We start from the raw sequence: 18,077 nt of genomic DNA, 5'->3' as shown, positions 1-18,077 counted from the left end.
GGCTCGGTCCACTGACGACGTTCCGGAACTTCCGCTCCGGACAGTGCGGAGTTGCGGCCCACCGTATCGGCTCGACGCGGCTGTGGGGGAGCCTTGACCGGGGCACAGACGGGTCGTAACCTACCGGCCAATGCCGGAAACCATTCCGCTCCATCGCTGAAAGTTCCGGAGATCCCGTGTCCGACAAGGTCACCATCGCGACAATCGCACGCCTGGCCGGCGTCTCGGTGCCGACGGTCTCGCGGGTGGTCAACGGCCGCTCCGACGTCTCCCCGCAGACGCGGGAGCGGATCGAGCAGCTGCTCGCGCGGCACGGCTACCGCCGCCGTCCGCCGAGCATGCGGGCCAGCTCCGGCCTGATCGACCTGGTCTTCAACGACCTGGACAGCCCGTGGGCGGTCGAGATCATCCGGGGGGTCGAGGACGTCGCGCACGCGGCCGGCATCGGCACCGTGGTGTCCGCCATCCACCGGCGTACCTCGTCGGCGCGGCAGTGGCTGCACAACCTGCGGGTCCGCTCGACCGAGGGCGTCATCTTCGTGACCTCGACGCTGGAGGCGCCGCTGCAGGCGGAGCTGAGCCGGCTCAACCTCCCGGTCGTCATCGTCGACCCGGCCGGCGTGCCGCCGCAGGAGGCGCCGGCGATCGGCGCGACCAACTGGGTCGGCAGCCTGCGGGCCACCGAGTACCTGCTCGGTCTCGGCCACCGGCGGATCGGGTTCATCGGTGGACCGGCGCACCTGATGTGCAGCCGGGCCCGCCTGGACGGCTACCGGGCGGCCCTGGAGGCCGCCGGTCTCGGGGTGGACGACGAGCTGATCCGCCCGGGCAACTTCTACCACGAGGCCGGTTTCACCGGGGGCGAGCGGCTGCTGGCCCTGCCGGATCCGCCCACCGCGATCTTCGCCGCCAGCGACCAGATGGCCCTCGGCGCCTACGAGGCGGTACGCCGGCGCGGCCTGCGGGTGCCGGACGACGTCAGCGTGGTGGGCTTCGACGACCTGCCGGAGGCGCGGTGGTGCTCCCCGCCGCTGACCACCGTGCGCCAGCCGCTCGCCGAGATGGGGATGCTGGCCGCCCGCACGGTCCTGCGGCTGGCCCGGGGTGAGCGGACCGAGAGCCGGCGGGTGGAGCTGACCACCGAGCTGGTGGTGCGCGACAGCGCCGCCCGCCCGCCCGAGTGAGCAGCGGTGGCCTCAGCGCAGGGGTCGGCAGGACGCCCGGACCACCAGCTCGGTGGGGAGCCGGATGTGCGTGTCGCGTTCCACGCCCGCGATCAGGTCGATCAGCAGGCGCAGCGACTCCGCGCCCATGCGTTGCAGCGGTTGCCGGATCGTCGTCAGCGGCGGGTCGACCAACGCGGACTCCGGGACGTTGTCGAAGCCGATCACCGACAGGTCGTCCGGCACGGTCAGGCCCGCGCCGCGGGCCACGTCCAGCGTCGAGATCGCCGAGAGGTCGTTGCCCGCGAAGATCGCCGTCGGCCGGTCGGGGAGCGCCAGCAGCTCGGCCGCGGTGCTCGCGGCGCTCTCGATGCGGAAGCCGCCGACGCGCACGAGCCGCTCGTCCACCGCCACCCCGGCGTCGGCCATGGCCCGGCGGAATCCGGCCTCCCGCAGCCGCGCCGACTCCAGGTCGGGGCGTCCGCTGATGTGCCCGATGCGGCGGTGGCCGAGGGAGAGCAGGTAGTTCGTGGCGAGGACGGCGCCGGCGAAGTTGTCCGAGTCGACGGTGGGCAGGCCGGACGGCCCGGTGTGCGGGTCGACGGCCACCACGTGGAAGCCGTGCTTGGTCTCCACCACGGTCGGTGTCACGATCACCGCGCCGTCGATGAGCGTCCCGGACAGGCGGGCCAGGGACCGGCGTTCCCAGCCGATGGCCGCGCCCTCGCCGTCGCCGCTGGAATAGGCCAGCAGTTGGTAGCCGCTGCCGGCGACCTCCCGGGACGCGCCCTTGAGCAGTTCGGTCGAGAACGGCTCGAACTCGGCGACCAGAATGCCCAGCACGTTGGTGCGGTGGCTGCGCAGGCTCTGCGCGCCGAGGTCGGCCTCGTACCCGAGGTCGTGGATGACCTGCTGCACGCGTTCGACGGTGGCCTGGGCGACGCCGTACCTACCATTCACAACCTTCGATACCGTTGCCACCGAGACGCCGGCGGTACGTGCCACGTCCGACATCTTGACGCGCTCCGGGAACACCACGCCGACGATGATAGAGGGCTCGCCCGCCCGCGTCGCTACGGTTTCGAAAACGTTATCGATACCGATTGACATCGAGTTACGTGGCTGTAACACTCCCCGGCAGGTAACCCGACTACGTGGTCGAGGAGACATTCATGGCGATGAAGCGCCGTGCGGCTGCCGTGCTGGCACTGCTTGTGACAACCGCCCTGGTCGCCACCGGATGCAACGGCGGTGGCGACGACGAGACGGACGCGGGAAGTGAGCTGTACAAGAACCCGGTGACGCTCACCTGGTGGCACAACGCCTCCCAGGACGGCCCCGGCAAGACGTACTGGGAGAAGGTTGCCAAGGACTTCTCCGCGCTCCACCCGACCGTCAAGATCGAGATCGAGGCGATCGAGACCAACCAGCTCCAGCGCACCCGGCTGCCCGCCGCGCTGCTGAGCAACGACCCGCCGGACGTGTTCCAGGCCTGGGGCGGCGGCGAGATGCGCGAGCAGGTCGAGGCCGACTACCTCAAGGACATCACCGACCAGGTGAAGACCGAGGTGGCCGACATCGGTAGCGCCGCCGAGATCTGGCAGGTGAACGGCAAGCAGTACGGCCTGCCGTACCGGATGGGCATCGAGGGCGTCTGGTACAACAAGGACATGTTCGCCAAGGCGGGCATCACGGCGCCGCCGACCACCTTCGAGGAACTCAACGCGGCGGTCACCAAGCTCAAGGCGACCAACGTGGTCCCGATCGCCCTCGGCGCCGGCGACAAGTGGCCCGCCGCGCACTGGTGGTACAACTTCGCGCTGCGTGCCTGCTCGGTCGACACCCTGAAGAAGGCCACCACCGACCGGACCTTCGACGACCCGTGCTTCGTCAAGGCCGGCCAGGACCTGAAGGCGTTCATCGACACCAAGCCGTTCCAGAACAACTTCATCGCCACGCCGGGCCAGAACGACCCGACCAGCGCCAACGGCCTGCTCGCCAACGGCAAGGCCGCGATGGAGCTGATGGGCGACTGGAACCGCGGCACCCTGGACACCGTCGCCACCGACAAGGCGGCCCTGGGCAAGTTCCTCGGCTGGTTCCCGGTGCCGGCGATCTCCGGCTCCGCCGGTGACCCGAAGGCCGCCCTGGGCGGCGGCGACGGCTTCGCCTGCGCCAAGAACGCCCCGGCCGAGTGCGTCGAGTTCCTCAAGTACCTCGTCAGCCCCGAGGTGCAGAAGGGCTACGCCGCCACCGGCACCGGCCTGCCGGTCGCCAAGGGCGCGGCCGACGGCGTCACCGACCCGGCCCTGAAGTCGATCCTCCAGGCCACCTCCGACGCCACCTACGTGCAGCTCTGGCTCGACACCGCCTACGGCAGCACGGTCGGCAACGCGATGAACGACGCGATCGTCGCGATCTTCGCCGGCAACGGGACACCTGAGAAGGTCGTCTCGGCCATGAAGGCGGCCGCAAGCAAGTGACGTCCGCATCGCAGACCCGTATGCCCGCCGGCGGCGTGACCGCGCCACCGGCGGGCCTCCGGCCCGGCGCACGAGCCGCCTCGCGCCGCGCCGAGACCCGCCGCAAGTGGTACGAGATCATCGGGCTGACCACGCCGGCGGTCCTCATCTACGTGCTGTTCGTGCTGGTGCCGATGGGCTTCGCGTTCTACTACAGCCTGTTCCGCTGGCGCGGCGTCGGCCCGCCCACCGAGTACGTCGGCTTCCGCAACTACACGCTCGCGTTCCAGGATCCGATCTTCCTCGACGCGCTCCGAAACAATGCGATCATCGTGTTCGGGTCGCTGCTCATCCAGGGGCCCGTCGCACTCGGCATCGCCCTGCTGCTCAACCGCCGCTTCCGCGGACGCTCGGCGTTCCGCCTGCTGGTCTTCGTGCCGTACGTGCTCGCCGAGGTCACCGTCGGCATCATGTGGAAGCTGATCCTGACCGACGGCGGCACGCTCGACGCGCTGCTGCGGTCGGTCGGACTGGGCGGCTTCGTGCAGGCGTGGCTGGCCGACCTCGACGTGGTCATCTGGACGCTGCTGTTCGTCCTCACCTGGAAGTACGTCGGTTTCGCCATCATCCTCCTGCTCGCCGGCCTGTCGAACGTGCCGCCGGAGCTGAACGAGGCCGCCGAGATCGACGGCGCGAGCTGGTGGCAGATCCAGCGCCACGTCACGCTGCCGCTGCTCGGCCCCACCATCCGGATCTGGATGTTCCTGTCGATGATCGGCTCGTTGCAGGTCTTCGACATGGTCTGGGTGACCTCGGTGCCCGCGGTGCGCTCGCTGGGCGCCTCGGCCACCATGGCCACGTACATGGTGGACAACGGCTTCTTCGCCCGACTGTGGGGCTACGGAAACGCGGTGGCCGTGATCCTGTTCGTCATCTCCTTCGTCGCGGCGCTGCTGTTCCAGCGGTTCCTTCTCCGCCGTGACATCGAGGGCGCCATCACCCGGAAGGGGAAGTGACAGTGGCCGTGAACTCCGTACCCGCCCCCTCCGCCGGGCGTCGGCCGGTGCAGTGGAACACGCCGCTGACGTACGCGCTGGCGCTCGCGGTCGCGGCCGTGTCGATCGCGCCCGTCGTGTACGTCGTCGTCGGCGGTTTCCGGACCACGCCGCAGATCGTGGCCGACCCGGCCGGCCTGCCGGACCCGTGGGTCTGGGAGAACTACTCCCGGGTGCTGACCCAGAGCGACTTCTGGCGGCAGGCGTTCAACAGCGCCGTGGTCGCGCTCGGCACCACGCTCGGTGTGGTGGTGCTCGGCATGGCCGCCGCGTTCGTGCTGGCCCGGTACACGTTCCGGGGACGCGAGGCGCTCTACACCTTCTTCACCCTCGGCCTGCTGTTCCCGGCCGGCGCGGCGATCCTGCCGCTGTACCTCCTGCTGCGTGACCTGAATCTGATCAACTCCTACTACGCGGTGATCCTTCCGCAGGTGGCCTTCTCGCTGCCGCTCACGATCGTCATCCTGCGCCCGTTCCTGTCCGCCATCCCGCGGGAGCTGGAGGACGCCGCGGCGATCGACGGCGCCGGGCGGCTCGGCTTCCTCTGGCGGATCGTGCTGCCGCTGTCGCGGCCCGCGGTCGTCACGGTCGGCATCCTCGCGTTCGTGGCGAGCTGGAACGCGTTCCTGCTGCCGCTGCTCGTCCTCGGCGACGTCAGCCTGCACACCCTGCCGCTGGGCGTGCAGAACTTCTCCAGCCAGTACACCACCGACACCGCGGGCGTCCTGGCGTTCACGTCGTTGGCGATGCTGCCGGCCCTGCTCTTCTTCACGCTCGCCGAGAAGCAGATCGTCGGCGGCCTGCAGGGCGCGGTCAAGGGCTGAGCGGCAGCGGTACGCGCACAACCAAGCGAAAGGCACAACATGACAGAGGTCCACACGGTGGTGGTCGGGCCGGCGCCGGCTCAGGCGGGCCCGGACCACGACCGGCCGGACGGGCACGCCGGCGAGGCCCGCATCCGGGAGCTGCTCGCCCGGATGACGATCGAGGAGAAGGTCGCCCAGCTCGTCGGCTTCTGGGAGAAGGAGGACGGTGAGGCGGTCGCACCCCTGCAGGGCGAGTTCGCCGACGCGGCCCGGCTGGAGGACTTCTCCCGCCACGGGCTCGGCCACCTCACCCGGGTCTACGGCACCCGCCCGGTCGACGCCGCGTCCCGCGCGGCCTGGCTGTGGCGGTTCCAGCGCGACCTGGTGACCGGTACCCGCCTAGGCATCCCGGCGATCGTGCACGAGGAGTGCCTCACCGGGCTGTCGGCGTGGAAGGCCGCCACCTTCCCCACGCCGCTGGCCTGGGGCGCCGCGTTCGACCCGGACCTCGTCACCGAGATGGCCGCGGCGATCGGGTCCTCGATGCGGGCGCTCGGCATCCACCAGGGGCTGGCGCCGGTGCTCGACGTGATCCGGGACCCGCGCTGGGGCCGGGTCGACGAGTGCATCGCCGAGGACCCCTACCTGGTCGGCACCATCGGCACGTCGTACGTGCGCGGCCTGCAGTCACAGGGGGTGCACGCCACGGTGAAGCACTTCGCCGGCTACTCCGCCTCCCGCGCCGGGCGCAACTTCGCCCCGGTGCACGCCGGCCCCCGGGAGCTGGCCGACGTGCTGCTCCCGCCGTTCGAGATGGCGGTCCTCGACGGTGGCGTGCGCAGCGTCATGCACTCGTACGCGGAGATCGACGGCGTGCCCGTCGCCGCCGACCCGACGCTGCTGACCGGCGTGCTGCGGGACCGGTGGGGCTTCGACGGCACGGTGGTGGCCGACTACTACGGCGTCGCCTTCCTCCACCTGCTGCACCACGTCGCGGCCGACCACGCGGACGCGGCCGTGCAGGCGCTGAGCGCGGGCCTCGACATCGAGCTACCCACCGGCGACGCCTACCTGACCCTGACCGGGACGGTGCGGGCCGGCACTGTGGACGAGGCGCTGGTCGACCGGGCGGTGCTGCGCGTCCTGCGGCAGAAGCAGGACCTCGGGCTGCTCGACGCCACGTTCGACGACGAGCCGCCGGGCGCGGTCGACCTCGACTCGCCCGAGCACCGGTCGATCGCCCGCCGGCTCGCCGAGGAGTCGGTCGTCCTGGTCGCCAACGAGGGCGTGCTCCCGCTGCCGGGGGGCCGGCGGGTGGCGGTGGTCGGCCCGAACGCCGACCGGCAGGGCGCCTTGTTCGGCTGCTACTCGTTCCTCAACCACGTGCTGGCCCTCCACCCGGGGGTGGAGACCGGCTTCGAGGTGCCGACCGTGCTGGAGGCGGTGCGTGCCGAGTTCGGCGCCGACCGGGTCACCTTCGCGGCCGGCTGCGAGGTGGACTCGGCGGACCGGTCCGGGTTCGACGAGGCGGTCGCCGCCGCGTCCGCCGCCGACGTGGCGGTCCTCGTGGTCGGCGACCACGCCAGCCTGTTCGGCCGCGGCACCGTCGGTGAGGGCTGCGACCGCGACGACCTGGAGCTGCCTGGCGTGCAGCGGCAGCTCGTCGAGGCGGTGCTGGACACCGGCACGCCCGTGGTCCTCGTGCTGCTCACCGGCCGTCCGTACGCGCTGGGCTGGGCGCTGTCCCGGTGCGCGGCTGTGGTGCAGGCGTTCTTCCCGGGTGAGGAGGGCGCCGGGGCGATCGCGGGGGTGCTCTCCGGGCGGGTCAACCCGTCCGGCCGGCTGCCGGTCACCCTGCCCGGCTCGGCCGGCGCGCAGCCGTACTCGTACCTGCACCCGGAGCTGGGGGAGGGCATGAACGGCACCAACCTGCCCGCGACGCCGGTGGCGCCGTTCGGCCACGGCCTGTCCTACACCACGTTCGCCTACACCGACCTGACCGTGCCCGCCACCGTGCCGACGGACGGGGCATTGCGCGTCACGGTCCGGGTGACCAACACCGGGGCGGTGGCCGGCGACGAGGTGGTCCAGCTCTACGGCCGCGACCTGGTGGCGTCGGTGACCCGGCCGGTGGCGCAGCTGCTCGGATATCGCCGGGTGCGCCTGGAGCCGGGCGAGGCGGTCACGGTCGAGCTGACCGTGCCCACCAGCCGCCTGGCCTTCTCCGACCGCACGCTGACCCGGGTCGTGGAGCCCGGTGACGTGGAGGTGTGGGTCGGCACGAGCGCCCGGCGGGACGCGATGGGGTCGACCAGGCTGGTCGGTGACACCGTCGCGGTGACCACCGCCGCCCCGCGCTGGACGGTCACCGAGGTCGGCTGAGCGCCGACCCCGGCCGGGTGGCGGTGTCCGGGCCCGACACCGCCACCCGCCGTCTTCCTTGTTGGTGCTTTAGCGGCATATCGGGTGTTTTGTCGATTTCGGCTCACTAGGCTCCTGGGTGTTGTCCAGCCCGTGACCCCTCGGGTCCCCGGCGCCCCCGCGCCCGGTCGGCTGGACCCCGGTCGCCGGCCCCCTACAGGGATGCGTGAGTCAGATGATGGACGCGGACACCATGGTGCTGCCCCGGCTCGGGCCGGCGGAGGTCGGCGTCGAGGACCCGTGGGGCGAGGACCGGCCCCGCCGGGCCCCCGTCCGCGTCGCGCGCCGCCCGGCCCGGTGGCGGGTCGCCGCGTGGCTCCTGCCGGCGCTGCTGACCGGTGGGCTGGGTGTCGTCGGGCTGGACCGGCCGGGCCTGCGGTCCGAGGAGCTGGACACCTGGCGCGCGGCCACGTCCCCGTGGCGCGACCTCCGGTCGGCGCTGGCCGGGGACGAGGCCACGCTCGTGCCGTACCACCTGCTGATCCGGGCCTGGGCGGCGCTGTTCGGCGCCGCGGATCCCACGCTGCGCGTACCGTCGCTGCTGGCCATGACCGCGACCGCGGCGCTCGTCGGCGCGCTCGCGGCGCGGATGTTCACCCCCGGCACGGGCGTGCTGGCCGGCCTTCTCTTCGCGGCGCTACCGACCTCTACCCGGTACGCGCAGGAGGCCCAGCCGTACGCGCTGGCCGTGTGCGCGGCCGTGCTCGCCACCTGGCTGCTGCCGGCGGCCCTGGACCGGCCGGGCGTGCGCCGGCTCGCGCCGTACGCCGGGGCCGTGGTCCTGCTGGGCCTGTGCCAGCCGGCCGCGCTGCTGCTGCTCGCCGGCCACGGCTGGGTGGTGCTCGCCTTCCGCCGGGCGGCCGCCGCCCGCTGGTCGGCGACAGTGGTCCTGGCGGCGCTCCCGGTGGCCGCGCTGCTCTGGGCCGGGGTCCGGGCCGGCGCGCGGCTCGCACCCGGCGTCCGGGTCGACCCGGCAGCGCTGGTGGCGACACCCCGGGACCTGTTCGGGGTCGCCGCCGTCGGCGCGCTGCTGGCCGGTCTGGCCCTGTTCAGCCTTCCGCTGCGGTACGCCGCCGCGATCTGCACCGCGTGGGCGCTCGTGCCGGCGCTCGGGTTGCTGCTCGTCGCCCGGACCGTGCCGGTCTGGTCGCCGGCCGTCCTGCTGTTCACCCTGCCCGCCTGGGCGGTGCTCGGCGCGGCCGCGCTGTCGCGGATGCGCGCCGGCTGGGCGGTGGCCGGGCTGGCGGCGGTCGCCCTGGTCGGCGCGCCGGCCCAGGCCGCGGCGCGGGCGCCCGACGGCCACGGCCAGGACCCCCGCCGGGTCGCGGCGATCGTCGACGGTCTGCGTCAGCGCGGGGACGGCGTGCTCTACGCCGATCCGACCGCGCGCACGGTGATGGCACGCTACGTCCCCGCCGACCGGCGGCCGGCCGACGTGCTCGCCGACGCGGGTCCGCTCGCCTGTGCCGGTTGCCCCGACGGTCACCGCCGGCTGTGGCTGATCCGGTCCGGGACCGCCGTGGCGCCGCCCGGCGACGGCCCGGCGGAGCGGGCGCTGCGGGCCGGGTACCGGCCGGCGCAGGTCTGGCGGCCGACCGGGTTCACGGTGGTGCTGTTCGTGGGTGGACGACCGGCATCTGCCTGATTCACGCCTTTTCTTGTTGATTGTCGGCTTAGCATCTGTCGGGGTTCCTGGCGAGCCCGATGCAGACCATGGGGGAAACGTGGCCGTCGCCGCCGATACACGCCCGTCCCGGGCCGCGGGACCGGGAACTCCGGGTGACCGCCCGGCACCGGCCGTCCCGCCCGGGCGACCGGGCCGGCGGGGCCCGGACCGCAGGCAGTTGAACGTCCGGGCCCGCCTGGCGTACGCCCGGTGCGGCGCCACCGCCGGGCCGCTGCGCCCGCCCCGCCGTCCGGACGCCCCGGTCGAACTGCGCCCCGCCGCCTCGGTCGCCGCCCGGTCGGTGCTGACCCTGCTCGTGCTGCTCAACAGCGCCACCGGCCTGCTCTTCGTCGGCTGGCTGCTGTTGCCGCAGCACGTGCCCGGCCCGGGTGTGGTCGGGCTCGGCGGCTGGCAGACGATCGCCGCGCGGCTCGCCTTCTGCGTGGTCGTCGGCGTCGAGCTGATCCGCCTCGCGCAGAACGTGGTGGTGTGGGTGTTCGCCTTCCACGCCAAGGACCCCGTGCCGGTCGACCCCCCGGTGGGCCTGCGGGTCGCGTTGCTCACCACGATCGTGCCCAGCAAGGAGCCGATCGACGTCGCGGAGCGGACCCTGCGCCGGCTCCGCGAGATCGTCTACTGCGGACGCGTCGACGTCTGGATCCTCGACGAGGGCGACGACCCCGAGGTGCGGGCGATGGCGGCTCGACTGGGCGTCCACCACTTCAGCCGCAGGGGGCGGCCCGAGTACAACCAGCCGCGCGGCGAGTTCCGGGCCCGGACCAAGTCCGGCAACCACAACGCCTGGCGGGCCGAGCACGAGCACCGCTACGACGTGGTGGCCAACGTCGACCCGGACCACGTGCCGCTGCCGAACTTCCTGGAACGCACGCTCGGCTACTTCCGCGACCCGGACGTCGCGTTCGTGGTGACCCCCCAGGTCTACGGAAACATGCACCAGAACTTCGTCGCCCACGGCGCCTCCGTGCAGCAGTACCTCTACAACGGCCTGATCGCCCGGGGCGGCAACGGCCTGGACGCGCCGCTGCTCACCGGCACCGGCCACCTCTACCGCCCGGCGGCGTGGCGGACCATCGGCGGTTACCAGGACTCGATCATCGAGGACCACCTCACCAGCATCCGGATCCACGCCGCGGTCAACCCGGCGACCGGACGGCGGTGGAAGGGCGTCTACACCCCGGACGTGGTGGCGCTGGGGGAGGGGCCCACCTCCTGGGCCGACTACTTCAACCAGCAGAAGCGCTGGGCGGCCGGCATCTGCGAGATCCTGTTCCGCCGCGACCTGCGCGCGCCGCGCGAGCTGCCGGCCCGCCGTCGCTGGCAGTACCGCCTGCTCCAGTTCTACTACCCGAGCGTCGCGGTCAGCCTGCTGCTGGGCAACGCCGCCACCGCGCTGTACCTGCTCACCGGCGTCGACGCGGGCCGGCTCGACCCGCAGGTCTGGGCGGCGCTGTGGGGCTCGACGCTCGGCAGCTGGTTCCTGCTCTGGCTCTGGCTGCGCCGCTTCAACATCGCTCCGCACGAGCGGGAGGAGGTGGGCATGGTGGGGATGGCGCTCGCCCTGTTCGCCGGGCCGGTCTACGTGGCCGCCGCGGTGGGCGCGCTGCTGCGCCGCCGGCTCGGCTTCGTGGTGACCGCCAAGGGAACGCTGCGCACCGTGGAGTCGCTGCGCACCTTCCGTCTCCACCTGTGCTGGGCGGCGGTGGCCGCCGGACTGCTCGGGGCCAGCTTCGCACTGGGCCACGACTACCCCCTGCTGCGGGTGTGGCCGGTGCTGACGCTGCTCACCGGGCTCGCGCCGCCGGTGATCGCCTGGGTGGAGAACGTGCGGGCCCGCCGCGACGAGCCGGAACCCGCCCCGCAACCGGCCGGCACGACGGAACGGCCCGTCCCGGCGGCGGTCGGTGGTGGTGCCCCGTGCTGAGGCTGACGTTGCCCCGGGTGGGCCTGGCACTGGCCGGTGTGCTGCTGCTGGCGTACGCCTTCGTCGTGGCGCCCGGCGCGTGGCGCGCCCCGGCCTCGGACGTCCCGACCCAGGGACGCGCCGTGACCACGCCGGAGGCGGTGGCGATGGCCGACGCCCCGGCGGTGGCCGGGCCGAGCCCGGTCGCGGGCACGTTCCCCCCGGCCGGGCGGGCGTTCTTCGGGGTGATGACCGACAAGGGCCCGTACGACTTCACCGCCGTAGACCGGTTCGCCGCGGCGGCGCGGCGGGCACCGCAGGTGATGCTCTTCGGCGCCGGCTGGGCGTCGGCGACCTTCGACCGGAGCCTGTTCGACCGGATCGCCGACCGGGGCATGATGCCGATGTTGGGCTGGGAGCCCTGGGACCACACCGTCGACGAGGCCGCCCGCCGCACCGGACTGCCGGTCCGCCAGGTCGACCGGCTGCGGGCCACCCAGCCGGACTACCGGCTGGCCCGCATCGCCAGCGGGGACTTCGACGGTTACCTGCGGTCCTGGGCCGAGGGCGTGCGGTCGCTCGGTTACCCGATCGCCATCCGCTTCGCGCACGAGATGAACGGCGACTGGTACCCGTGGTGCGAACGCGCCAACGGCAACCGACCCGGTGACTACGTGCGCGCGTGGCGGCACGTGCACGACATCTTCACCACGGCCGGGGCGACCAACGTGGCCTGGGTGTGGAGTCCGAACGCCAGGTGGGACAAGACGACCGCCGGGTTGGCCGGGCTCTACCCCGGTGACGAGTACGTCGACTGGGTCGGTGTCACCGGCTACTACGGCACGGGCGCCTTCACCAAGACGTACTGGACCTTCGACCAGATCTTCGGGCCCACCATCAACGAGATCCGTGCCGTCACGGACAAGCCGCTGGTCGTCACCGAGACCGGCGCCGCCGACACGGCGACGCGCAAGGCCCAGTGGATCCGGGAGACCTTCCGCTCGCTGCCCCGCTACCGGAACCTGATCGGGCTGATCTGGTTCGAGCTGGACAAGGAGCAGGACTGGCGCATCGCCGCCTCGCCGGTCGCGGCGACGGCGTTCGCCGAGTCGGTGGCCGGCAAGCGCTACGACGTGACCTGGTCGCCGGCGATGCGGCCGCGTGCCGGGCCCTGATCCACGCGTGGCAGCGCGACGAGGGCGTGCCCGTCGGGCGGCGGGGCGGCCGGCCGCGGCTGCCGGTCGGCATGCCGTGGCCCACGTGCCCGGAGGGCTCTCCGTCGCCGTTCCTGCTCCGGCTCGACTGCGCGGTGCTGCCCCGGGTGCCCGACCTCGCCCTGCCGGCCGACGGCACGCTGCTGTTCTTCCTCGGCCAGGAGGGCGCACAGGACGTCTGCGGCATCGAGAACGAGAAGGCGTACGCGCGGGTCGTGTACGTCCCGGCCGGCGTCGAGACGGTGGAGGGTGAGTACGTCCTACCCGCCGGGATCGCCCGGGAGCCCTTCCTCACCCCCGAGCACGAGATGTACGCCGCCGTCCAGGCGGAGCTGCCGGACTGGCTGGACCGCTCGGCGGAGTGGCTGTGCGACACCCAGATCCGTCTCCTGCGCGATATGCCGCACCGCAAGGAGATGAGCGCGCTGGTCGAGCAGCTCTGGCCGGAACGGCAGCGGCGGGCGAGGTCCCTGCCCCGCGCGGAGCGGATGGTCGCCCTGTACGAGGAAGCGCAGCGGGTGATGCGCGAGTGGGTGCCACTGGCGCAGTTCGGCGTGCCGGACGAGGAGTTCGTCAACGCGCGGTTCCTGATCCGGCACGAGGACCTCGCCGCCCGGCGGTTCGGCAGGGCGCTGTCCTTCTGCGAGTTCACCGAGTAGTGCCGGGCCCGGGCCGGCGTGCTCCCCCCGCCGGCGTCGGGACCGGTGATTTCGCCGATGCGCGTCACACCTCGGGGCATCGATGCTTACGCATGTCGATGTATTTCCGGCGCAAGGAGTGACCGACGTGCCCACCACCCGTTCCCGTACCCCCGTCCGTGTCCTGGCCCGACTCGCCGTGGCGGCCCTGCTCGCCACCGGCGGCGCCCTGGCCGTCCCGACCGCGGCGAGTGCCGCGAGCCCCTACGAGCGCGGCCCGGCGCCCACCAACGCCATCCTGGAGGCCAGCCGCGGGCCGTTCGCCACCTCGTCGATCAGCGTCTCCTCGTGGAGCGTCACCGGCTTCGGCGGCGGCGTGATCTACTACCCGACCAGCACCGCCGAGGGCACCTTCGGCGCGGTGGCCATCTCGCCCGGCTACACCGCCACCTGGTCCAGCCTGAGCTGGCTCGGGCCGCGGATCGCCTCGCACGGCTTCGTGGTGATCGGCATCGAGACGAACACGCTGCTGGACCAGCCGGACAGCCGGGGTCGGCAGCTCCTGGCCGCGCTGGACTACCTGACCCAGCGCAGCTCGGTGCGGGGCCGGATCGACTCCTCCCGGCTCGCCGTGGCCGGGCACTCGATGGGCGGTGGCGGCAGCCTGGAGGCCGCCGCGTCCCGGCCGTCCTTGCAGGCCGCCGTCCCGCTCGCACCGTGGAACCTGGACAAGACCTGGTCCGAGGTGCGGGTGCCGACGCTCATCATCGGCGGCGAGACCGACAGCATCGCACCGGTGGCGACCCACTCGATCCCGTTCTACACCAGCATCCCGTCGTCCTCGGAGAAGGCGTACCTGGAGTTGAACGGCGCCAACCACTTCTTCCCGCAGACCGTCAACACCCCGCTGGCGAAGCAGGCGGTCGCGTGGTTGAAGCGGTTCGTCGACGACGACACCCGCTACGAGCAGTTCCTCTGCCCGGGGCCGAGCGGGTCCGCGATCGAGGAGTACCGCAACACCTGCCCCAGCTCCTGAACCCGCACGCGGACGGGACGGTCGCCGCGTCGGCCGTCCCGTTGGCGTGTCCGCCTCTTTTCCGACGGGTTACCCATAGGTGACACTGGATGCATGGTTTCTGCATCGACAGTGCATATAAACCTGTGGGGCCGGGACGACGAGTGCGACGCGATCCGTCGGCTCCTCGACCGGGACACCGGTGGCGCGCTGCTGTTCCACGGCCCGCCCGGATCCGGGCGCACCACCCTGCTGACGTACGCCCGGCGGGTGGCGGGGGAACGGACGCTGCTCACCGGCGCCGGCCTGGCCGACGAGGCCGCCCTGCCCTACGCCGGGCTGCACCGTCTGCTCGATCCCGTGCTGGACGCGGACGCGGCCCTGCCGGTGCGGCAGCGTCGGCTGCTCCGGCACGTGCTCGGCGGCGGCGGATGCCCGGCCGACCAGCGCCTGGCCCTGGCCGCGGCGGTGCGCTCCCTGCTCGCCGCCGCCGCCGAGCGCCGGCCGCTGCTGTGTACCGTGGACGACCTCGACACCGGGGACCGGCAGAGCGCGTGCACGCTGGCGGTGGTGGCGCGGCGGCTGCGCCGGCTGCCGGTGGCGCTGCTGCTGACCACGACGTCCCCGACGGCCGTCGACGGCGTCCCGGCGTACCGGCTGCGGCCGCTGCACGTCCGGGAGTGCCAGGCCATGCTCGCCGGACGCCGGGACCCTCCACCGGCAACCGTGGCCCGCGCGTTGGCCGCGCTGAGCAGCGGCAGTCCGCAGGCCCTCGCGGACCTGGCCGACACGCTCACCCCGGCTCAGTGGCGGGGCGAGGAGCCGTTGCCCGACACGCCGCCGGTGGACGGCGCGCTCGCCGCCGCCTACCGCGTCCGCCTCGACCGGTTGCCGGCGCCGACCCGGCGGATGGTGCTGCTCGCCGCGCTCGACGCGCACGACGACCCGGGCATCCTGGTGCGCGCCGCCTGGGCCGGCGGCCTGACCGTCGAGGCGCTCGCCCCCGCCGAGGCGGCCGGCCTGCTGCGTACCGGGCCGCACGGGGTGACGTTCCCGGACCCGCTCGCCCGGCCGATGATCACCGCGGTCGCGCCGCTGGCCGACCTGCGCGCGGCGCACCTGCTGCTGGCCGGCACGCTCGCCGGAGGCCCACTGGGCCGGGCGCTGCGCCACGCCACCGGCGCCGACTGCCCGGCCGACGTGCTGGCCGCCGAGCTCGCGGTGGCGGTCGACCGGGCACCGGACCGGGCCGCCGCGGCGGTCGCACTGCGCCGTGCGGCCGAGCTGACCGCCGACCCCGCCCGGGTGGCCGAGCTGACGGTCGCGGCGGCACGCTGCGCCTGGACCGCCGGCGACCCGGACCAGGCCCGGGAGCTGCTGCGCCGGCTCGCCCCCGGACCGACGGTGCGCGGCCCGGCCGACCTGGTCCGGGGCGACATGCAGTTGCGGTGCGACGCCCCGGCCGCCGCGGTGGCGACGCTGCTGGCCGCCGCCGACGCGGTCGCGCCGACCGACCGCCGCTCCGCCCTGCTCGCGCTGGTCCGCGCGGGCGAGGCCATCTGCGTCACCGGCGACCACTACCGCTATGCCGAGGTGGCGCGGCGGGCCGAGGCTCTGCGGCGCCCCGGTGACCCGCCCGAGGTCGACCTGCTGGCCACCTTCGCGGTGGGCGTCGGGGCGACCCTGCGCGGTGACCACGCCCGCGGTGGCCCGGCGCTGCGCCGGGTCGTCGTCCTCGGCGGCCGGCTGGCCGGATCCGCAGCCACCCCCGCTGCTCTGGCCTGCTCCGCCGCGGCCGCCCTGCTGGTCGGCGTGGACGGCCCCGCGCACCGGCTCGCCGACCGGGCGGCGGAGGTGGCCCGCTCGTCCGGCGAGGTGTCCCTGCTGCCCCGGGCGCTGGAGCTGCGGGCCGTCGCGGAGTATTGGCTGGGCCGCCACGAGGCCGCCGCGGAGACCGCCCGGCAGGGCGTGCGCGCGGCCCGCGCCGCCGGTCAGCACGTCTGCGCCCAGGTGCACCTCGGCATCCTCGCGGTGCTGGCGGCGGTGCGTGCCGACCGGGTCGGCGCGCTGGCGCGGATCGCCGAGATCGGTGACGGGGCCGCCCCCGGGAGCCGGCCGGACGCGTACGCCCGGTGGGCGCTCGGCGTGCTGGACCTCATCGACGGCCGGTACGCCGACGCCGTCGCCCGGCTGGCCGCGCTGGCCCGGGCGCGCACCGGTCGGGGGCAGGTGCTGGTGCAGGTCATGGCCACCCCGTACCTGGTGGAGGCCGCCGCCCACGAGGGCGGGCGGCCGGCGGCCGCGCTCGCCGTCTTCGACCACTGGGCCAGCAGCACGGCCAGCCCGTCGCGGCGGGCGCTGGCCGCCCGCTGCCGGGCGCTGCTCGCGCCGCGCGGCGGCCCGGAGGCCGAGCAGGAGTTCCACGCGGCGCTGCGGCTGCACCCGGCCGACACCGACCGGTTCGAGCGCGCCCGCACCGAGCTGCTGTTCGGTCGCGAGCTGCGCCGTCGGCGTCGGCCCCGGGACGCCCGGGCGCACCTGCACCGGGCCCGGGAGGCGTTCACGCTGCTCGGCGCGACCGCCTGGGCCGAGCGGGCGGGCGAGGAGCTGCGCGCGGCGGGGGAGTCGGTCGGACCCGGCCGGCCCGGGCCGGAGCAGTTGCTGACCGGTCAGCAACTGCACATCGCCCGGCTGGTCGCGCAGGGGGCGACCAACCGGGAGATCGCCACCCGGATGTCGCTGTCCACCCGGACCGTCGACCACCACCTGCGCAACGTCTTCCACCGGCTCGGCGTGCGGTCCCGCACCGAGCTGGCCCGCCTGCTGCCCTGAGCGGCGACCCGGCCGGAGCGCCCGCGGCCGGGTCAGCGCAGCGCGGCCACGGCCGCGTCGGCGCCACCCCGCCAGAGCACGCCGGCCTCGGTGAAGCCGGCCCCGCGCAGCGCGTCGAGGTGCCACGCCGCGGGCGGGTTCCACTCCGGGCTGTGCCCGGTCGGATAGATCTGCCGCCGCTTCTCCACCAGCGGCCCGAGCGCCGGGTCGTCGGCCGCCTGCTCCCACCAGCCCGCCCAGGACAGCGCCGCGCCGGCGCGGTGCCGGGCGTGCCGCTGCTCCCGGGCCCGCTCGCCGAGCCGCGCGGTCAGCGTCGGCAACGCGTCGTCGGGCATGTGGTCGGCGTTGACGAACACGCCGCCGGGGCGCAGCACGTCCCGGATCTCGCGGTACAGCTCGGCCAGGCGCGGCCCGTCGAGCCAGTGCAGGGCGGTCGCGGTGAGCACCGCGTCGTAGTCCCGGTGGGGCAGGGCGGTGGCCCAGTCGGCCTGGTCGAGGTCGGCGGTGACCACTGTGGCCCGGCCGGCCAGGGCCGCCTCGGCGAGGGTGAGCAGCACCGGGTCGAGGTCGAGCAGGGTGACCTCGGCGTCGGGTCGGCGGGCCAACGCGCGCAGGCTGATCGACCCGGTGCCGCCGGCCAGGTCGAGCACGCGCGCCGGCCGGTCACCGGCGACCGCCTCGACGGCGTCGAGCATCGCGGCGAACCGGTGCTCCCGGTCCGGCATGAACGCCTCCTGCTGCCGGTCCCAGCTCTCCTGCCAGGCCCGCACATCCACATCGTAAGGAGTCATGCCGCTGACGATAGTTACCGAGGAGGTACCTGTCGAGGCTTGTTGCCAATCTTTTGCAACAAGCTCGGAGCGGTCCCGCGTCCCGGCGGCGTC

13 protein-coding genes are annotated in these 18,077 nt (G+C 73.9%); 11 read left to right on the top strand and 2 right to left on the bottom strand.

Annotated elements, in window-relative coordinates:
* Positions 1–176 precede the first annotated feature (176 nt).
* Positions 177–1,184, top strand: a complete 1,008-nt coding sequence (locus ACN27B_RS27535; protein ID WP_091574013.1) for a LacI family DNA-binding transcriptional regulator — start codon at positions 177–179, stop codon at positions 1,182–1,184.
* Between the two features lie 12 nt (positions 1,185–1,196).
* Here the strand turns inward: ACN27B_RS27535 and ACN27B_RS27530 are convergent, their stop codons facing one another.
* Positions 1,197–2,201: a LacI family DNA-binding transcriptional regulator gene (locus ACN27B_RS27530; protein WP_098744445.1), complete on the bottom strand. Its 1,005-nt coding sequence runs from the start codon at positions 2,199–2,201 to the stop codon at positions 1,197–1,199.
* 134 nt (positions 2,202–2,335) lie between these two features.
* Here ACN27B_RS27530 and ACN27B_RS27525 point away from each other — a divergent pair, with 134 nt between their 5' ends.
* The 10 genes from ACN27B_RS27525 to ACN27B_RS27480 all read left to right on the top strand — a co-directional run bounded on the left by ACN27B_RS27525 (position 2,336) and on the right by ACN27B_RS27480 (position 17,193).
* A complete protein-coding gene (locus ACN27B_RS27525) occupies positions 2,336–3,646 on the top strand; it encodes an ABC transporter substrate-binding protein (protein WP_422742013.1) in 1,311 nt (436 codons plus the stop codon).
* Positions 3,643–4,641 (top strand): carbohydrate ABC transporter permease, encoded by a 999-nt coding sequence (locus ACN27B_RS27520; RefSeq protein WP_098744448.1) that lies wholly within the window; start codon positions 3,643–3,645, stop codon positions 4,639–4,641. The genes ACN27B_RS27525 and ACN27B_RS27520 overlap by 4 nt, the downstream gene beginning before the upstream one ends.
* Positions 4,638–5,504 (top strand): carbohydrate ABC transporter permease, encoded by an 867-nt coding sequence (locus ACN27B_RS27515; RefSeq protein ID WP_091574017.1) that lies wholly within the window; start codon positions 4,638–4,640, stop codon positions 5,502–5,504. Before ACN27B_RS27520 ends, ACN27B_RS27515 begins: the two co-directional genes overlap by 4 nt.
* A gap of 39 nt (positions 5,505–5,543) precedes the next feature.
* Complete coding sequence (locus ACN27B_RS27510) at positions 5,544–7,868, top strand: glycoside hydrolase family 3 N-terminal domain-containing protein (protein WP_099160613.1); 2,325 nt, start codon at positions 5,544–5,546, stop codon at positions 7,866–7,868.
* A 214-nt stretch (positions 7,869–8,082) separates the two neighbouring features.
* Positions 8,083–9,552: a glycosyltransferase family 39 protein gene (locus ACN27B_RS27505; protein ID WP_099160614.1), complete on the top strand. Its 1,470-nt coding sequence runs from the start codon at positions 8,083–8,085 to the stop codon at positions 9,550–9,552.
* A gap of 199 nt (positions 9,553–9,751) precedes the next feature.
* Positions 9,752–11,515: a glycosyltransferase family 2 protein gene (locus ACN27B_RS27500; RefSeq protein WP_422742009.1), complete on the top strand. Its 1,764-nt coding sequence runs from the start codon at positions 9,752–9,754 to the stop codon at positions 11,513–11,515.
* Positions 11,509–12,669: a glycoside hydrolase family 26 protein gene (locus tag ACN27B_RS27495; protein ID WP_099160616.1), complete on the top strand. Its 1,161-nt coding sequence runs from the start codon at positions 11,509–11,511 to the stop codon at positions 12,667–12,669. Before ACN27B_RS27500 ends, ACN27B_RS27495 begins: the two co-directional genes overlap by 7 nt.
* Positions 12,670–12,695: 26 nt before the next feature.
* Complete coding sequence (locus ACN27B_RS27490) at positions 12,696–13,367, top strand: DUF1963 domain-containing protein (RefSeq protein ID WP_256386029.1); 672 nt, start codon at positions 12,696–12,698, stop codon at positions 13,365–13,367.
* A gap of 127 nt (positions 13,368–13,494) precedes the next feature.
* Complete coding sequence (locus tag ACN27B_RS27485; RefSeq protein WP_099164540.1) at positions 13,495–14,382, top strand: alpha/beta hydrolase family protein; 888 nt, start codon at positions 13,495–13,497, stop codon at positions 14,380–14,382.
* A 93-nt stretch (positions 14,383–14,475) separates the two neighbouring features.
* On the top strand, positions 14,476–17,193 hold the full coding sequence (locus ACN27B_RS27480; protein ID WP_422742006.1) for a LuxR C-terminal-related transcriptional regulator: 2,718 nt from the start codon (positions 14,476–14,478) through the stop codon (positions 17,191–17,193).
* A 32-nt stretch (positions 17,194–17,225) separates the two neighbouring features.
* Here the strand turns inward: ACN27B_RS27480 and ACN27B_RS27475 are convergent, their stop codons facing one another.
* Positions 17,226–17,984, bottom strand: a complete 759-nt coding sequence (locus tag ACN27B_RS27475; protein ID WP_422742004.1) for a class I SAM-dependent methyltransferase — start codon at positions 17,982–17,984, stop codon at positions 17,226–17,228.
* Positions 17,985–18,077 lie beyond the last annotated feature (93 nt).

This window comes from Micromonospora sp. WMMD754, from assembly GCF_049315235.1.
Taxonomy (GTDB): Bacteria; Actinomycetota; Actinomycetes; order Mycobacteriales; family Micromonosporaceae; genus Micromonospora; species Micromonospora sediminicola.
Note: the sequence above shows the minus strand (reverse complement) of the source record. Positions and strands in the feature narration are given on the sequence as shown.

Coding starts and splice junctions, on each gene's coding strand:
- ACN27B_RS27480 (WP_422742006.1), top strand. CDS start 14,476: ATGGTTTCTGCATCGACAGTGCATATAAACCTGTGGGGCCGGGACGAC.
- ACN27B_RS27475 (WP_422742004.1), bottom strand. CDS start 17,984: ATGACTCCTTACGATGTGGATGTGCGGGCCTGGCAGGAGAGCTGGGAC.
- ACN27B_RS27525 (WP_422742013.1), top strand. CDS start 2,336: ATGGCGATGAAGCGCCGTGCGGCTGCCGTGCTGGCACTGCTTGTGACA.
- ACN27B_RS27510 (WP_099160613.1), top strand. CDS start 5,544: ATGACAGAGGTCCACACGGTGGTGGTCGGGCCGGCGCCGGCTCAGGCG.
- ACN27B_RS27505 (WP_099160614.1), top strand. CDS start 8,083: ATGATGGACGCGGACACCATGGTGCTGCCCCGGCTCGGGCCGGCGGAG.